The organism is Pseudomonas sp. FG29 (genome assembly GCF_057809355.1).
The window spans coordinates 1-13,908 of sequence record NZ_JBMDJU010000012.1; the positions used below are offsets into that span (position 1 = coordinate 1).

The following is a 13,908-nucleotide window of genomic DNA, read 5'->3' on the forward strand; positions in this document are numbered from 1 at the left end:
GAGTGAGCGAACCCTCGCGCAGCGAGGGCCGGATGAACGGGCGGAAGGGTTTGGTTACTTTGCTCGCAAAGTAACTTGCCCGGGAGGGCAAAACCAAAAACATCAACAAAAACGCGGCAATTCGGAACAGACACCAAAAAACACAAATTTGCTAGTCCGGTATCAAGCCAGCATTCCCCGCAACATGTTCATGACGTCAGCCAGCCGGTAGCCATGGATGGGCAGCTCGCCTGGCTATGGCTATGATCAGAACCATGAATTCCCCATTACCTCTGCGTAATCCCTGCCCACCGGGTGCCTGCGACTGCCAGCGCGACGAGCTGCTGGACATGCCGGGTGCCGACACGCGCGTGCTGCTGCTAACCCGCAACGAGGAGCAGCGCCTGCTCGAACGCCTGGAAAATCTGCAAAGCCTGGAAGACCTTGAGCGCATGCAACAGCGCATGTTCGAGAACCTCGGCATTCGCCTGCATATCGAGCCGAGCCATGGTGAGGTGCGCAGCATGCGCGGCATTCACATGCGCTTCGACGCGCATCCTGGTTTGTGCCGCAAGACCCGGCAGAGCATTCCTGCCGCCATCCGCCGAGCCATGGAAAAGAACCCGGAAATCGCCTGGCGTCTGCTGGATTCCTTCGATCTGTTCGGCGGCCTGTAACGGCCCTTACCAGGGCAGTGGCTGTCCATCATAGGCGTGGAAGCTGCCGCTGTGCTCGGGGCCGAGGCTGTCGATCACCTGCAGCATTTGCGCGGCGGCCAGGTCTGCCGGTCGCGCGGCTGTGGCGCCGCGAAAGGGTTGCGACAGCGGGGAGATCACCGTGCCGGGGTGCAGGCTGAGCAGCCGCGCCTTGGGCTTGCTGCGCGCCAGTTCGATGGCGGCGGTCTTGATCAGCATGTTCAGCGCGGCCTTGGATGCGCGGTAGGCGTACCAGCCGCCCAGGCGGTTGTCGCCGATGCTGCCGACCTTGGCCGAGAGCATGGCCATGGCGCCCTGTTTATCGAGCAACGGCAGGAAGTGACGCAGCACCAGCGCCGGGCCCAGGGCATTGACCTGAAACACCGCCTGCAAGGCATCGGCCTCGATGGCGTTGAGGCTTTTCTCCGGGGCGATGCCAGGGCGATGCAGCAGCCCTGCGGTGTGCAAAATAAGCTGGAAAGGCCCTTCGTCAGCAAGCGCTTCAGCGGCAGTGGCAATACTGTGCGGGTCTTCCAGATCGAGCGCCGGCGTGCTGTTGCGGCTCAGCTCACATACGCTGGCGCAGTTGTCATCGGCGCGCAGCAATTGGCAGAAGGCCTGGCCAACGGTGCCGCTGGCGCCGATCACCAGTGCCTTATAGCCGCTGCCCAGGCTCGTCAGGCTCATGGCTGCGCCGCGCCACGACGGAAGAACAGCGTCACCTGACCGAGTTCGACACCGAATTTGCTCATCACCGAGCGGTTGACCATGGTGTCGTCGTCCATTAGGTACATCCAGTCATCGAAATGGACGACGTAGGTGCTGTCATCCACCGGCAGGTTGAGGTAGTAGCGCCAGTGCAGGGCATTGCCGGCGACTTCGCCGATGGCCTCACCGACCACATCGCCGGCGGTACCGATCCAGCGGCCCGTGCCGTCGGGCGTCAGCGTCCAGACCCGGCGCTGGCGAGTGCCGTCGCTGTAGAGGAAGCGCTCATCGAGGATCAGCTTGTCGCCCTCGCGGCGGCTGTCGATGTTTACATGGAAGCGTTTGATCACCTCACCGGAACGATCCTGGAACATACCCCAGGCTTGTACAGGGCCGGAGAAGAAGGTCGGCAGATCCAGAGCCGGTTTCTCGTTGGCGTAGCGCTCGACCGGCACCTGGCCACAACTGATCAGCAGCAGGCTGGCGAGCACCATCAACAGGGCTTTCATGGAATACCTCATGGGTTGAGCCCGAGCAGCGCTGCGCGCAGTTTCGGGCTGCGGGTCTGCGGATCGAGCCAGATGGAAAAGAAGGCGCGGGCGAAGGCCGGGTCGTCGACCTCATGCTGCAGCTTGCCGTCGACATAGAACTGGCAACCCTTGCCGGGCAGGTACACGCCGGTGATGCGCGTGCCGTCACTTACATCGACGAAGGCTTTGCTCATCTGCCGGGCCCATTGCACCTCGCGTTCGCCTTGCAGGGCGTTGGCGTCGATGCGGCGTATCTCGTCGAGGCTGGTCTCGACCAGGGTTTCGCGGCTGATACTGCGGCGGTAGGTCAGCTCCAGTGCGAAAGGCTCCGCGAAATCCACCTGCGGTGATGGGCTCCATAGCTTGGCGTTGTAGACCGAGAAGCCGAACCAGCTGAAATCACCACTGCCCACCAGGTTGGCTTGCGGCAATTGCTCACGCCAGCCCTGGCTGTTGGCCTGCACCGGCAGAACCAGTACCAGGCTGAGCAGGCAGGCTGAACACAGGCGCAATGCAGGCGTCGCCATGTTCCATCCCTCCGATGGCTGGGTGGTCGTGACCGCTGCGGGTCACGACCACGGAATAAAAAAATCCGACAACCAAAAAGGGGGAGTGGTGGGTTGTCGGATTGCGCAGCTTGTCGAGGCTGCCCGGCGTCAGGCAGCAAACTCCTCTTCAGTGAAGGCCATCAGGCTGGCTTTGCCAGCCTTGATTTCGTTGAGCAGGGCTTCGGTCTCGGGCAGCACCCGAGCCACGAAGAAGTCGGCCGACTTGATCTTGGCCGAATAAAAATGGGTTTCCGCGCTGCCGGCATCCAGTTGTCGTTGGGCAACCTGAGCCTGCTGCGACCACAGCCAGGCCAGGCTGCTCAGGGCGAACAGACGCAGATAGGGCGTGGCAGCGGCGGCGGCCTGTTCCGGATCCTTGCTGCCTTCGCTGGCCAGCCACAGGGTGGCCTGTTGCAGTTGCCGCAGCGTCTGGGTAACGGCCGCCACGTGCGGCGCTTCCGGGTTGGCCTTGAGCCAGCTATCTACCAGGGCGAAGAAGGCCCGTACCGCGCGACCACCGCCGAGGGCGAGCTTGCGGCCGACCAGATCCAGCGCCTGGATGCCGTTGGTGCCTTCGTAGATGCGTGTGATGCGGCTGTCACGCACCAGTTGTTCGATGCCCCAGTCCTCGGTGAAGCCGGAACCACCCAGCACCTGCAGGCCTTCGTTGGCGCAGGTGAAGCCCTCATCGGTGAGGAAGGCCTTGACCACCGGCGTGAGCAGTTGCACCAGGTCGTCGGCACGGCTGCGCGCTTCGGCGTCCTCAGCGCCATGGGCGATGTCCTGTTGCAGACCGGTGAAATAGGCCAGGGCGCGGCAGCCTTCGATCATCACTTTCTGCCGCAGCAGCATGCGCCGCACGTCCGGATGCACCAGGATCGGATCGGCCGGCTTGTCGGCGGCTTTCGGCCCGGATATGGAGCGGCTCTGCAGGCGTTCGCGGGCGAAGCCGAGGCTGATCTGGTAGGCGCTTTCGGCTACGCCCAAACCCTGCATGCCGACCATCAGGCGCGCGGAGTTCATCATGGTGAACATGCAGCTCAGGCCTTTGTTCGGCTCGCCGATCAACCAGCCCTTGGCACCCTCGAAATTCATCACGCAGGTGGCCGAGCCCTTGATGCCCATCTTGTGTTCCAGGCCTCCGCAGAACGCAGGATTGCGGCTGCCGTCCTCGAGGAACTTGGGTACCAGGAACAGGGAGATGCCTTTCACGCTGTCCGGCGCATCCGGCAGCTTGGCCAGCACCAGATGGACGATGTTGTCGACCAGATCGTGCTCACCGCCGGTAATCCAGATCTTGGTACCGCTGATGGTGTAGCTGCCGTCGGCCTGAGGCACGGCGCGGGTGCGAATCAGACCCAGGTCGGTACCGCACTGCGGTTCGGTGAGGCACATGGTGCCTGTCCACTCACCGCTGATCAGGCGCGGCAGGTACTGCGCCTGCTGTTCGGGCGTGCCGTGGCTGGTCAGGGCGTTGATGGCGCCATGGGTCAGCCCCGGATACATGCCCAGCGACAGGTTGGCTGAGCAGGTCATTTCCTCGACCAGCATGTTGAGCACGTGGGGCAGGCCCTGACCACCGAATTGCGGGGTGCATGCCAGAGCGGTCCAGCCACCTTCGGCAAACTGTTTGTAAGCCGCCTTGAAACCTTCCGGGGTGCGTACCGAGTGAGTCTGCGGATCGTACTGGCAGCCTTGCTTGTCGCCCGGGCCATTGAGCGGCGCCAGGACATTCTCGGCCAGCTTGGCCGCTTCTTCGAGGATCGCACCACCCAGGTCAGCGCTGAGCTCCTGATGCTCGGGCAGAGCCTGGAGTGTCGTGTAGGCATCGAGCACTTCCTCGAAAACGAAGCGCATGTCACGAAGCGGGGCGCGGTATGACGGCATGGCGATTCACTCAAAGCTGTACAAGGATTTTTTGTGTACAGCTTTTGTATAGCTATGCGCATCGTTTTGCAACCCCCTCGGCGTGTTATTGCCGATAAAACAGGTTCGCCCAACTGATATCCGCTGGCCGAGGCTGAAGCTTTACCGTGCAGGTTGTACGGCTTGTACAGCTTTTGCAGGGGCAGACAGCAAAGCGCCCGACGATGCCGGGCGCGGTTTGCGAGGCGGGTCTACCAGGGCAGGGCTTGACCCTGGTAGTCGAGAAAGGCGCACTGACCACGCCCTAGCTGGGCAATGATCACGTCGCGCAGGCCGCTGGCGCTCTGCTCCACGCTCAACGGCGCGGCATCGCCACCCATGTCGGTGCGTACCCAGCCGGGATGCAGGGCCAGCAGGCTCCAGGGCAGTTGCGGCATCTGCGCCTGCCAACTGCGCAACAGGCTGTTCAGCGCGGCCTTGCTGGCGCCGTACAGCGGCATCTCGGCGGCGCGCGCCAGTTCCAGGCTGGCCATCTGCGAACTCATGAAGGCGATCACGCCGCCGTCGACCACCTGCTCGGCCAGTTGCTGGGCCAGGCGGATGGGGGCGATGGCATTGCTCACGAACAACTGAGCGATGTCGTCGGCCTCGGCCTGTCGTGGATCCTGATGCACCGGGCCGTAGACCCCGGCGTTGAACAGCGCGCAGTCCAGGCGCTGGCCAGCCAGCGCGGCACCGAGGGTCCAGGAGGCGTCGAGCCGGTCGAGGTTGCAGGCGATCACCTGCAGTGCTTCGGGATGCTGCGTGTTCAGTGCCTCCAGCGGGCTAGCCGGGCGCAGCTCGCGCACCACGGCATGTACCTGCCAACCTGCATCGAGAAAGGCGCGCACCAGGCCGAGGCCCAGCCCACGCGAAGCACCGCAAATCAGGATCTGGCGTTTCATGGCCACTGCATCTCTCCCTTGAGCACCTTGGCGCTCAGCTCCAGGCTGCTGTCATCCTGAAGGTTCGGATAACGCGCCTTCATCGCCGCGATCAGCGCCTGGCTGTTCTTGGCCTTGGGCAGTTCCTGCTCCAGGGCCTGCAGGTAGTCGCGGGTGAAATGCAGGTCGGCCAGGTTCATCGCCGGTTCACCGAGATAGTGGCCGGGGATCAGCGTGGTCGGTTGCAGGGCTTCGAGTTCGTCCAGCGACTTCAGCCAGTCCTGCCGCGCTTCGCTGCTCTGCGCATCGGCGACCCACAGGTGGATGTTGGCGCTGGTCAGCACGCTGCCAACCACGGCCTTGATGCTGGGAATCCACAGGCTGGTGTGCTGTGGATCATGGCCGACCACCTCGATGCGCTGGCCTTCCAGCTCCAGCAGGTTGCCCTGCAGCACCTGCGGCACCAGGGTGCGGGCCGGCGCGCTGTCCTTGAGGATCGGCCCCCAGTAGGCCAGCTTCGGCGCGCGGGTTTTCTCGATGTAGGCGACGGTGGCCGGGGTGGCCAGCACCTTGGCTTCGGGGTAGGCGCGGGTCAGCACGTCGAGGCCGAAGTAATAGTCGGGGTCGCCATGGCTGATGAATATGGTGGTCAGGCGCTTGCCACTGGCGCGAATGCGTTCGACCAATGCCTGGGCTTCTGTATTGGAAAACTGCGCATCGACCAGAATGGCATCCTTCGCGCCAGTGATCAGCGTCGAACTGACCGGGAAGACGGCGTTTTCACGCGGGTTGTAGGTGTCCAGGGTGAGCGGCTGGGCGAGGGCGCTGCCAGCGGCGGCGAGCAGGCCGATGCTGGCGATGAGGCGGGTGGCGAGGGACATGACGATCTCCAGGCAGGTGAGGGTGGCTGCATCCTATGCGCTACCCGGCGAGCGAAAAGCCCCGTAAGCTGGCCATCTTCATTGCATGAATCGAGCGAATCATGGATCGACTGACGGCAGCGCGGGTATTTGTCGAGGTGGTGGAGCGGGGCAGTCAGACCGCTGCTGCCGATGCGCTGGACATGTCGCGGGCGATGGTGTCGCGTTACCTGGCCGAACTCGAAGGCTGGGCCGGCGTGCGCCTGTTGCACCGCAGCACGCGCAAGCTGAGCCTGACCGTGGCCGGCGAGCAGATGCTGCCGCAGTGCCGCGAGATGCTGGCGCTGGCCGAGCGCATGCAGGCGCTGGGTCAGAGCGCGGACGATACGCCACGCGGCACCTTGCGCATGACCTGCAGCCAGTCCTTCGCTCAGGCCTGGCTGGTGCATGCATTGCAGGCCTTCACCGAGTGTTATCCGCAGGTCAGCGTCGACCTCCTGGTCGGCAGCGAAGCGGTCAATCTGGTGGAGGCGCGCATCGACCTGGCGCTGCGCATCACCAACCAGCTCGATCCCAATCTGATCGCCCGACGCCTGGCCGTATGCCGCTCGGTGGTCTGCGCCAGCCCGGCCTACCTGGCACGGCACGGCACGCCGCAGCGCCCCGAGGATCTGGCCCGGCACAATTGCCTGGCCTATGCCTATTTCGGCCGCAGCCTGTGGGAGTTCGAGCATCAGGGCGAGATGAGCGCCGTTTCGGTAGCCGGCAGCCTCAGTGCCAACGAGTCGATGGTATTGCTGGAGGCGACCCTGGCTGGCAGCGGCATCAGCCTGCAGCCGCTGTACTCCGTGGACAGACTGCTGCGCGAGGGACGCCTGGTACGCCTGCTGACGGATTACCGTCCGCCGGAGCTGGGCATCCACGCTCTCTACGGCACGCGGCGGCAGATGCTGCCGGCGATGCGCCTGTTGCTGGATTTCATCGCCGAACGCCTGGCCAGCGAGGCACACTGGCAACCCTGAAACACCAGCCATACTTGCATTCGGCCAGCGACCTTCGAGAATGAAGGTGATGGCATATCGGATATCACCTCCATGCTCGCCAGTTTCCTCAAACGTATTCGCCAGCTCTGGGATGCCCCGGATCTCGCGCTGATCGGTCAGCGACGGGAGCGGCGCATGCGCCTGTTGGCCAGCCTGGTGATGCCACTGGTAGGGCTGAGCTGGGGTCTGTTCTTCGCCGTCCGGGGTTATTGGCCCATCGTGGTCATGGATGTGGCGCTCATTGCCAGTGGCGTGGCCGTTTTCATCCTGACCCTGAAGAACCGGGTACGCGGCGCCAACCTGGTGATGTTCGCCGCGCTGATTCTGGTCATCGTCGGCTCGACCCTGTTTCTCGATCCGCAGACGGCAGCCGCGCCACGCGCGACCCACCTGTACCTGCTGCCAGTGGCGGTCGCCGCGCTGATGGCCTTCCGCGATGAAGCCCTGTGGCTGCGCTACGGCATGTGCCTGTTCTGCTTCGTGCTGTTTCTGGCGCTGGGCGCCTCTAACTGGTCGCCGACCCTGGCCTACGCCTTGCCCGACGAGGTGCGTGCGTTCGGCTCCTGGCTACAGGGCGCGGCGGCCATGGCCATGCTGTTCATGCTCCTGCATATCCTGCAGACCGACACTGCCGAGCGTTCCGGGCTGGATCGCGACCTGCAGGCCGCTCTGCGTGAACAGCAGTTCGTGCTCTATTACCAGCCGCAGCTGGACGACCACAATCGGGTACTCGGCGCCGAGCTGCTGATCCGTTGGCAGCACCCGCAACGGGGGCTGCTCGGCCCGGGCGAGTTCATCGATCATGCGGAAAAGACCGGCCTGATCATCGCCATCGGCCAGTGGGTGCTGGAACAGACCGCCGCACGCCTGCGCCAATGGCAGGTCGACCCGCTCTACCAGGATCTCAGCCTGGCAGTGAACATAAGCCAGAAGCAGGCCGGCCAGGCCAGTTTCGTCGCCGAGATCCTCGACCTGATCCAGCGCCATGGTATCGACGCACGGCGCCTGGAACTGGAACTGACCGAAACCCTGATCGTGCAGGACATGGAAGACCTCACCAGCAAGATGGCGGCGCTGGTCGAGCGTGGCGTGCGTTTCTCGCTGGATGATTTCGGTACCGGGTTTTCTTCCCTCAGCCACCTCAAGCGCTTGCCGCTGAGCAAGCTGAAGATCGACCGCTCGTTCATCTGCGACGTCCCCACCGATGCCAACAGCGAAACCATCGTGCGTACCGTGATCGCCCTCGGCCAGAGCATGGGCATGACGGTGATCGCCGAGGGGGTGGAAACCGAGGCGCAGTTGCATTTCCTCAACGATAACGGCTGCCACCAGTTCCAGGGCTACCTGCTGGGCAGGCCGATGCCCTTCGAAGACTTCTGTCACTTCGTTCAGCGCCATAACGGCTGAACCGTCCATCCTCCATTTGCGCTTCGACTGAACTCGCAGCGGCCTGCCAGGGTCTGTCTGCTGTTGGCTTGTCAGGGCGGGATTTAATGGCCATTTGCTTTCATTTTGCAGCTTTCGGTGGCGATCCTGTATTCAACCTGTTGGCCTTCCTCTGTCACGCCCGTCAGTCGGGCTTCGTACCATTGCCAGTCGAAGATTTCCTATGCGCTTATCCCGCCCGCTTTCCGTTCGCCATACTCCGACACCGTCCCGCTTGCTGGGCGCCTGCCTGCTTGGCAGCCTGCTCTGTGCTGCACCCCTGCACGCCGAAGAAGCCGCCAGCGATCAGCGCTGGGTCAGCGACAGCCTCAACACCTACGTACGCAGTGGCCCGACCGATGGCTATCGCATCGTCGGTACCCTGGTCTCCGGGCAAAAAGTGACGCTGCTACGTACCCAGGGCGATTACAGCCAGGTGCGCAGCGAGAACGGCGATGCTGTCTGGATTCCCAGCCGCGACCTGCAATCGGTGCCGGGTCAGGCCGAGCGCCTGCCGCAACTGGAGCAGAAGGTCGCCGACCTGACGGCCGAGCTCAAGGGCATCGACGATGCCTGGAAGGCGCGCGTGCAGGGCATGCAGGAGACCCTGGATTCACGCAAGCAACTGATCGACGAGTTGCAGGCCGCTCGTGGTGCGCTGGATGCCGAGCTGACCACCACCCGTTCGCAACTGCGTGATGCCCAGGCGCAACTGGGTAACGAGCAGCAGCAGGTGCTGATGCGCTACATGGCCTATGGCGGCAGTATCGCCGGTGCTGGCCTGCTGCTCGGGCTGATCCTGCCGACCATGCTGCGCGTGCGCCGAAAGCGTAACGATCAGTGGGTGTGAGGCCTCAGGCGCTGGCCGTGAGATGACGGGCGATGCCTTTCTTCAGCGGCAGCAGGCCCTGTGCCACGCGCAATCCGGCGCCGCGTAGCAGGCGCGCGGGGAGGCGGTCGTTGGTGTACAGCTCCACCAGCAGGTTGGTGGCCTGGTACAGCGGCCAGGTGGCCAGGCGCAGTTGCCGCTCGTAGCGCGCCAGGGCGGAGCTTGCAGCGATGTCCTGGCCCTTGGCATGAGCCGCCAGCAGGGCGTCGCTCAGTAGCTGCACGCCTATAAGCCCGAAGTTGAAGCCGTGCGCGGTGACCGGGTGCATGCCCACGGCGGCATCACCGAGCAGGGCGCAGCGGTTGCCGACCATGCGCCGCGCATAGGCGCCTACCAGCGGGTAGGCATGGCGAGCGCTAACCAGTTGCATGGCGCCCAGGCGGCGGTCGAAGCGCTGCTCCATCTCGCGGGCGAAGGTGGCTTCGTCCAGCTTCTGCAGGCGCTCGATCTCGCGTGGCGGCAGGGTCAGCACGGTGGACGACTGCCGGCCATTCAGCGGCAGCAGGGCGAGGGTCTGGCCGTAGCCGAACCACTCCCAGGCCACCTGCTGGTGATCCTGTTCGTGCTGCATGCGGCATACCAACATGGTCTTGCCGAAGTCCTTGAGTTGCGCACCGATGCCGAGCTGACGACGGGTCTCGGAGAAGCGGCTGTCGGCAGCCACCAGCAGGCGCGGTTGCAGCACCTGGCCGTCGTGCAGCAGCAGTTTCACCTTGCTCTCTCCGTGCTCGATGGTGCGCACGCTGCTTTCGCACAGCAGTTGCACATCGGCGCAGTCGCTCACGGCCTGATAGGCGGCGCGGCGGATCGCCTGGTTGGCCACCAGATGGCCGAGGCGCTCGGCCCCGGCTTGCTCGGCGCGGATCTTCAGGGCGAACAGCGACGGCCCGTTGAACACCTGGGCATCGCGCAGCACGGCGACCTCTTCATCGGGCAGGCGCGCCCACAGCCCGAGGCGTTCGAGCAGCGCCTGCGAGCCATGGGTGAGGGCGATCTCACGGCCGTCGAAAGCCGGCTCCGCCACGGCCTGTTCGGCCTGGCGCTCCAGCACGAGAATGGACAGGCCGTGCCCGGACAGGGCGCGCGCCAGGCACAGGCCCGCTGGGCCGGCGCCGACGATGACGATATCGGGGGACATGCTGCTGCTCTCCGTGCGGGTTGGTGGGGCGGGCGAAGCCCGCCACGAGGGCGGCGGGTTTCACCCGCCCTACGTGAACTCGGAAGGGCGAGTCTAGGCCGGCAGGTAGTGCCTGATATTGTCCGGGATCATGGTTAGCAATCGCGGCTAAAGCCGCTCCTACCTGCAGGCGCAGATGATTTGTGGGAGGGGCTTTAGCCGCGACAGGAAATGAAGCACTTGTCGCGGGCTATAACAATCCGGCCACCAGACGCCCCAGCACTTCCATGGCCTGTTCGCTGCGCGGATTCCATGGGTGGCCGTAATTCAGCCGTGCGCAGTGGCGAAAGCCCTGGCTGGCGGAGAAGATCGGCCCCGGCGCCAGGCTGATGCCCTGGGCCAGTGCCAGGCGTAGCAGTTGCAGTGAATCCAGGCGCTCGGGAAATTCGAACCAGAGGAAGTAGCCGCCGGCTGGCCGCGTGACCCGCGTGCTGGCGGGAAAGTGTCGGGCAGCCGAGGCGAGCATCGCGCTCTGCTGCATTTCCAGGGCATGGCGCAACTTGCGCAGGTGGCGGTCGTAGCCGCCATGCTGCAGGTAGTCGGCCAGCGCCGCCTGGGCCGGTACCGAAGGGGAAATGGTGGTCATCAGCTTGAGCCGGGCGATCTGCTCGGCATAGCGTCCGCCGGCCACCCAGCCGATGCGATAACCCGGCGCCAGGCTCTTGGAGAACGAGCTGCAATGCATCACCAGGCCGTCGCAGTCGAAGCTCTTCACCGGCTTGGGCGGGTGGCTGCCGAAGTACAGCTCGGCGTACACGTCGTCCTCGATCAGCGGCACCTGATGCTCCACCAGCAGCTCGTACAGCGCCTGCTTCTTCTCCTCGCTCATGCTCGCGCCCAACGGGTTCTGCAGGCTGCTCATAAACCAGCAGGCCTTGATTGGCAGTTGTTCCAGGCTCTGCGACAGAGCCTTCAGGTCGATGCCCTCGCGCGGGTGCACGGGAATTTCCACCGCCTTGAGCTGCAGGCGTTCCAGCACCTGCAGGCAGGCGTAGAAGGTCGGCGACTCGATGGCCACCAGATCGCCCGGCTGGGTCACGCATTGCAGGCAGAGGTTGAGCGCTTCCATGGCGCCGTTGCTGATCACCAGCTCCTCCATCGGCAGCATCACGCCGCTGACCATGTAGCGCAGGGCGATCTGCCGACGCAGGTCGGCGTTGCCGGCGGTCATGTCGGCGATGATCTCGTGCGGCGAGAGTCTGCGCAGGGCGTGCGCCATGCTCTTGGCCAGGCGCGGCAGGGGGAACAGATCGGGGCTGGGGAAGGCTGAGCCGAAGGGCACGGTGTGTGGGTCTTTCAGCGACGCGAGTACGGAGAACACCAGCTCGCTGACGTCGACCTCGGTGGTGTGGGCTGCGTGGGCGCTAAGCTCCGGTTCGTGCAGCGGGCGCTTGGCGTGTTCGCGAACGAAGTAGCCGGAGCGTGCGCGCGCCTGGATCAGGCCACGGTCTTCCAGCAGGTAGTAGGCCTGGAACACGGTGGACGGGCTGACGCCGTAGGTACGGCTGGCATGGCGCACCGAGGGCACTTTTTCACCGGGGCCGAGCACGCCGGTGCGGATCAGCTCGGCAATCTCGTCGGCGAATTTCTCGTAGCGTTTCATCCTGTCCTGGTTCACCGCCGCAAAGGGTATGGGCGAACACTTTACGGGGTGAGCGGCAGACATGGCAGTGCCTCGTGAATCGTTCAGGAGGAGGATGGCGGATGTAGCCCGGATGCAATCCGGGGAACGGGCACAGAGCCCCCGGATTGCATCCGGGCTACAGGCCTCAACGCAGCGGCGCGAGGAAGGTGCTTTGGGTGCTGACGCGGCTGTCCGGGTTGGCCTGATCGCTCACCTCGAATTCCACCGTACGTGTGCTGGCGCCGTTGTTGGTAGAGGTCAGGGCGACATTGACCGGCAGATCGCGAATCTCGCCCGGTGCCAGGTTCAGCGTGCGCGGGCCGTGCAGTTCGAAGTCGCCAGGCTTTACCAGGGCGATGGCATAGCTGCGCGGCTGCTGGGTCTTGTTGATGATCTTCAGGCTGTAGATGTTCTCGATCTGACCCAGGGCGTTCTCGCGGAACAGACCACGGTCGCGGGTCACGTCGAGGGAGATCAGCGGGCGCTCTGCCAAGGCCCAGACGAAGGCGCCGATCATCACCGCCAGCATCGCCGCGTAGCCGATCAGGCGTGGGCGCAACCAGTGGGTCTTGCCGCCGGCCAACTCGTTCTCCGAGCTGTAGCGCACCAGGCCGCGTTCATAGCCGAGCTTGTCCATGATGCTGTCGCAGGCGTCGACGCAGGCACCGCAGCCGATGCACTCCAGTTGCAGGCCGTCGCGGATGTCGATGCCGGTGGGGCAGACCTGCACGCACATCGTGCAGTCGATGCAATCACCCAGGCCCTCGGCCTTGTAGTCGGCGTCCTTGCGCCGTGGGCCACGGTTTTCGCCACGGGCGGCGTCGTAGGAGATGACCAGCGTATCGCTGTCGAACATCACGCTCTGGAAGCGCGAGTAGGGGCACATGTCGCGGCACACCTTTTCTCGCAGCCAGCCAGCGTTGATATAGGTGGCGGCGGTGAAGAACAGCACCCAGAACGCCGTGGTGGCGCCGACTTCGAAGGTCGCCAGGTCGAGCGTCAACTGGCGCACCGGGGTGAAGTAGCCGACGAAGGCCAGTGCGGTGAGCAGGCTTACCGCCAGCCACAGGCTGTGCTTGGCGCTGCGCCGGGCCAGTTTCTGCAGCGACCAGGGCGCGGCGTCGAGCTTGATGCGCTGGCCACGGTCGCCCTCGGTGATCTGCTCGACACGCATGAAGACCCAGGTCCACACGCTCTGCGGGCAGGCATAGCCGCACCAGACGCGGCCAGCCAGCACGGTGATGAAGAACAGGCCGAAGGCGGCGATGATCAGGATCGCCGAGAGCAGGATGAAATCCTGTGGCCAGAAGGTCGCGCCGAAGATATGGAACTGGCGGTTCTCCAAGTCCCAGAGCACGGCCTGGCGGCCGTTCCAGTCGAGCCAGGCGGTGCCGAAGAACAGCAGGAACAGCAGGCCGGCGCCGAGCAGGCGCAGGTTGCGAAAGCGCCCGGTGAAGCTGCGCGTATGGATCGGGCCGCCGGCCTGGGCCGGTGTCAGGCGGATGGGTTTGCTCGGGTCGAGGGTCTCGACGCTGCGCACGGGGATCAGATCGGTCATTTAGTTGCCCTCATCAGGCGTTTATTCAGGCTGGCGGCATGATCCGAGTGGGGCTGTTTGCAAAACAGACTCAGGTTTTCGAT

The 13,908-nt window shown here is 64.4% G+C and carries 14 protein-coding genes; 5 read left to right on the top strand and 9 right to left on the bottom strand.

Features of this window, described 5'->3' with window-relative positions; translation table 11 throughout:
- Both ACODS1_RS13805 and ACODS1_RS13810 read left to right on the top strand, forming a co-directional pair.
- On the top strand, positions 1–211 hold a 211-nt coding region (locus ACODS1_RS13805), incomplete at its 5' end, for a hypothetical protein (RefSeq protein WP_489086101.1).
- 43 nt (positions 212–254) lie between these two features.
- Positions 255–656: a hypothetical protein gene (locus tag ACODS1_RS13810; RefSeq protein WP_489086102.1), complete on the top strand. Its 402-nt coding sequence runs from the start codon at positions 255–257 to the stop codon at positions 654–656.
- A 6-nt stretch (positions 657–662) separates the two neighbouring features.
- Here ACODS1_RS13810 and ACODS1_RS13815 read toward each other — a convergent pair whose 3' ends face one another.
- The 6 genes from ACODS1_RS13815 to ACODS1_RS13840 form a co-directional block, all read right to left on the bottom strand.
- Positions 663–1,361 (bottom strand): SDR family NAD(P)-dependent oxidoreductase, encoded by a 699-nt coding sequence (locus ACODS1_RS13815; RefSeq protein ID WP_489086103.1) that lies wholly within the window; start codon positions 1,359–1,361, stop codon positions 663–665.
- Positions 1,358–1,891, bottom strand: a complete 534-nt coding sequence (locus ACODS1_RS13820; RefSeq protein WP_489086104.1) for a DUF3833 domain-containing protein — start codon at positions 1,889–1,891, stop codon at positions 1,358–1,360. Before ACODS1_RS13820 ends, ACODS1_RS13815 begins: the two co-directional genes overlap by 4 nt.
- Before the next feature lie 8 nt (positions 1,892–1,899).
- Complete coding sequence (locus tag ACODS1_RS13825; RefSeq protein ID WP_489086105.1) at positions 1,900–2,439, bottom strand: chalcone isomerase family protein; 540 nt, start codon at positions 2,437–2,439, stop codon at positions 1,900–1,902.
- A gap of 129 nt (positions 2,440–2,568) precedes the next feature.
- Complete coding sequence (locus ACODS1_RS13830; RefSeq protein WP_489086106.1) at positions 2,569–4,347, bottom strand: acyl-CoA dehydrogenase C-terminal domain-containing protein; 1,779 nt, start codon at positions 4,345–4,347, stop codon at positions 2,569–2,571.
- A gap of 230 nt (positions 4,348–4,577) precedes the next feature.
- Positions 4,578–5,270, bottom strand: a complete 693-nt coding sequence (locus tag ACODS1_RS13835; protein WP_489086107.1) for an SDR family oxidoreductase — start codon at positions 5,268–5,270, stop codon at positions 4,578–4,580.
- Positions 5,267–6,130: an MBL fold metallo-hydrolase gene (locus ACODS1_RS13840; RefSeq protein WP_489086108.1), complete on the bottom strand. Its 864-nt coding sequence runs from the start codon at positions 6,128–6,130 to the stop codon at positions 5,267–5,269. Before ACODS1_RS13840 ends, ACODS1_RS13835 begins: the two co-directional genes overlap by 4 nt.
- A gap of 101 nt (positions 6,131–6,231) precedes the next feature.
- Here ACODS1_RS13840 and ACODS1_RS13845 point away from each other — a divergent pair, with 101 nt between their 5' ends.
- The 3 genes from ACODS1_RS13845 (at position 6,232) to ACODS1_RS13855 (ending at position 9,427) form a co-directional block, all read left to right on the top strand.
- Entirely contained in the window at positions 6,232–7,131 is a 900-nt protein-coding gene (locus tag ACODS1_RS13845; protein ID WP_489086109.1) for a LysR family transcriptional regulator, read from the top strand.
- Positions 7,132–7,203: 72 nt separating this feature from the next.
- Positions 7,204–8,559, top strand: coding sequence for a putative bifunctional diguanylate cyclase/phosphodiesterase (locus ACODS1_RS13850; protein WP_489086110.1), 1,356 nt, complete (start codon positions 7,204–7,206; stop codon positions 8,557–8,559).
- A 202-nt stretch (positions 8,560–8,761) separates the two neighbouring features.
- On the top strand, positions 8,762–9,427 hold the full coding sequence (locus ACODS1_RS13855) for a TIGR04211 family SH3 domain-containing protein (RefSeq protein ID WP_489086111.1): 666 nt from the start codon (positions 8,762–8,764) through the stop codon (positions 9,425–9,427).
- Positions 9,428–9,431: 4 nt separating this feature from the next.
- Here the strand turns inward: ACODS1_RS13855 and ubiM are convergent, their stop codons facing one another.
- From ubiM to ccoG, 3 genes are all read right to left on the bottom strand, one after another.
- Positions 9,432–10,604 carry a 5-demethoxyubiquinol-8 5-hydroxylase UbiM gene (ubiM, locus tag ACODS1_RS13860; RefSeq protein ID WP_489086112.1) on the bottom strand — a complete coding sequence of 391 codons (1,173 nt, stop codon included), beginning with the start codon at positions 10,602–10,604 and terminating at the stop codon, positions 9,432–9,434.
- 229 nt (positions 10,605–10,833) lie between these two features.
- Positions 10,834–12,246: a GntR family transcriptional regulator MpaR gene (gene mapR, locus ACODS1_RS13865; RefSeq protein WP_489086113.1), complete on the bottom strand. Its 1,413-nt coding sequence runs from the start codon at positions 12,244–12,246 to the stop codon at positions 10,834–10,836.
- A 166-nt stretch (positions 12,247–12,412) separates the two neighbouring features.
- On the bottom strand, positions 12,413–13,825 hold the full coding sequence (gene ccoG / locus ACODS1_RS13870; RefSeq protein ID WP_489086114.1) for a cytochrome c oxidase accessory protein CcoG: 1,413 nt from the start codon (positions 13,823–13,825) through the stop codon (positions 12,413–12,415).
- Between the last annotated feature and the right edge of the window lie 83 nt (positions 13,826–13,908).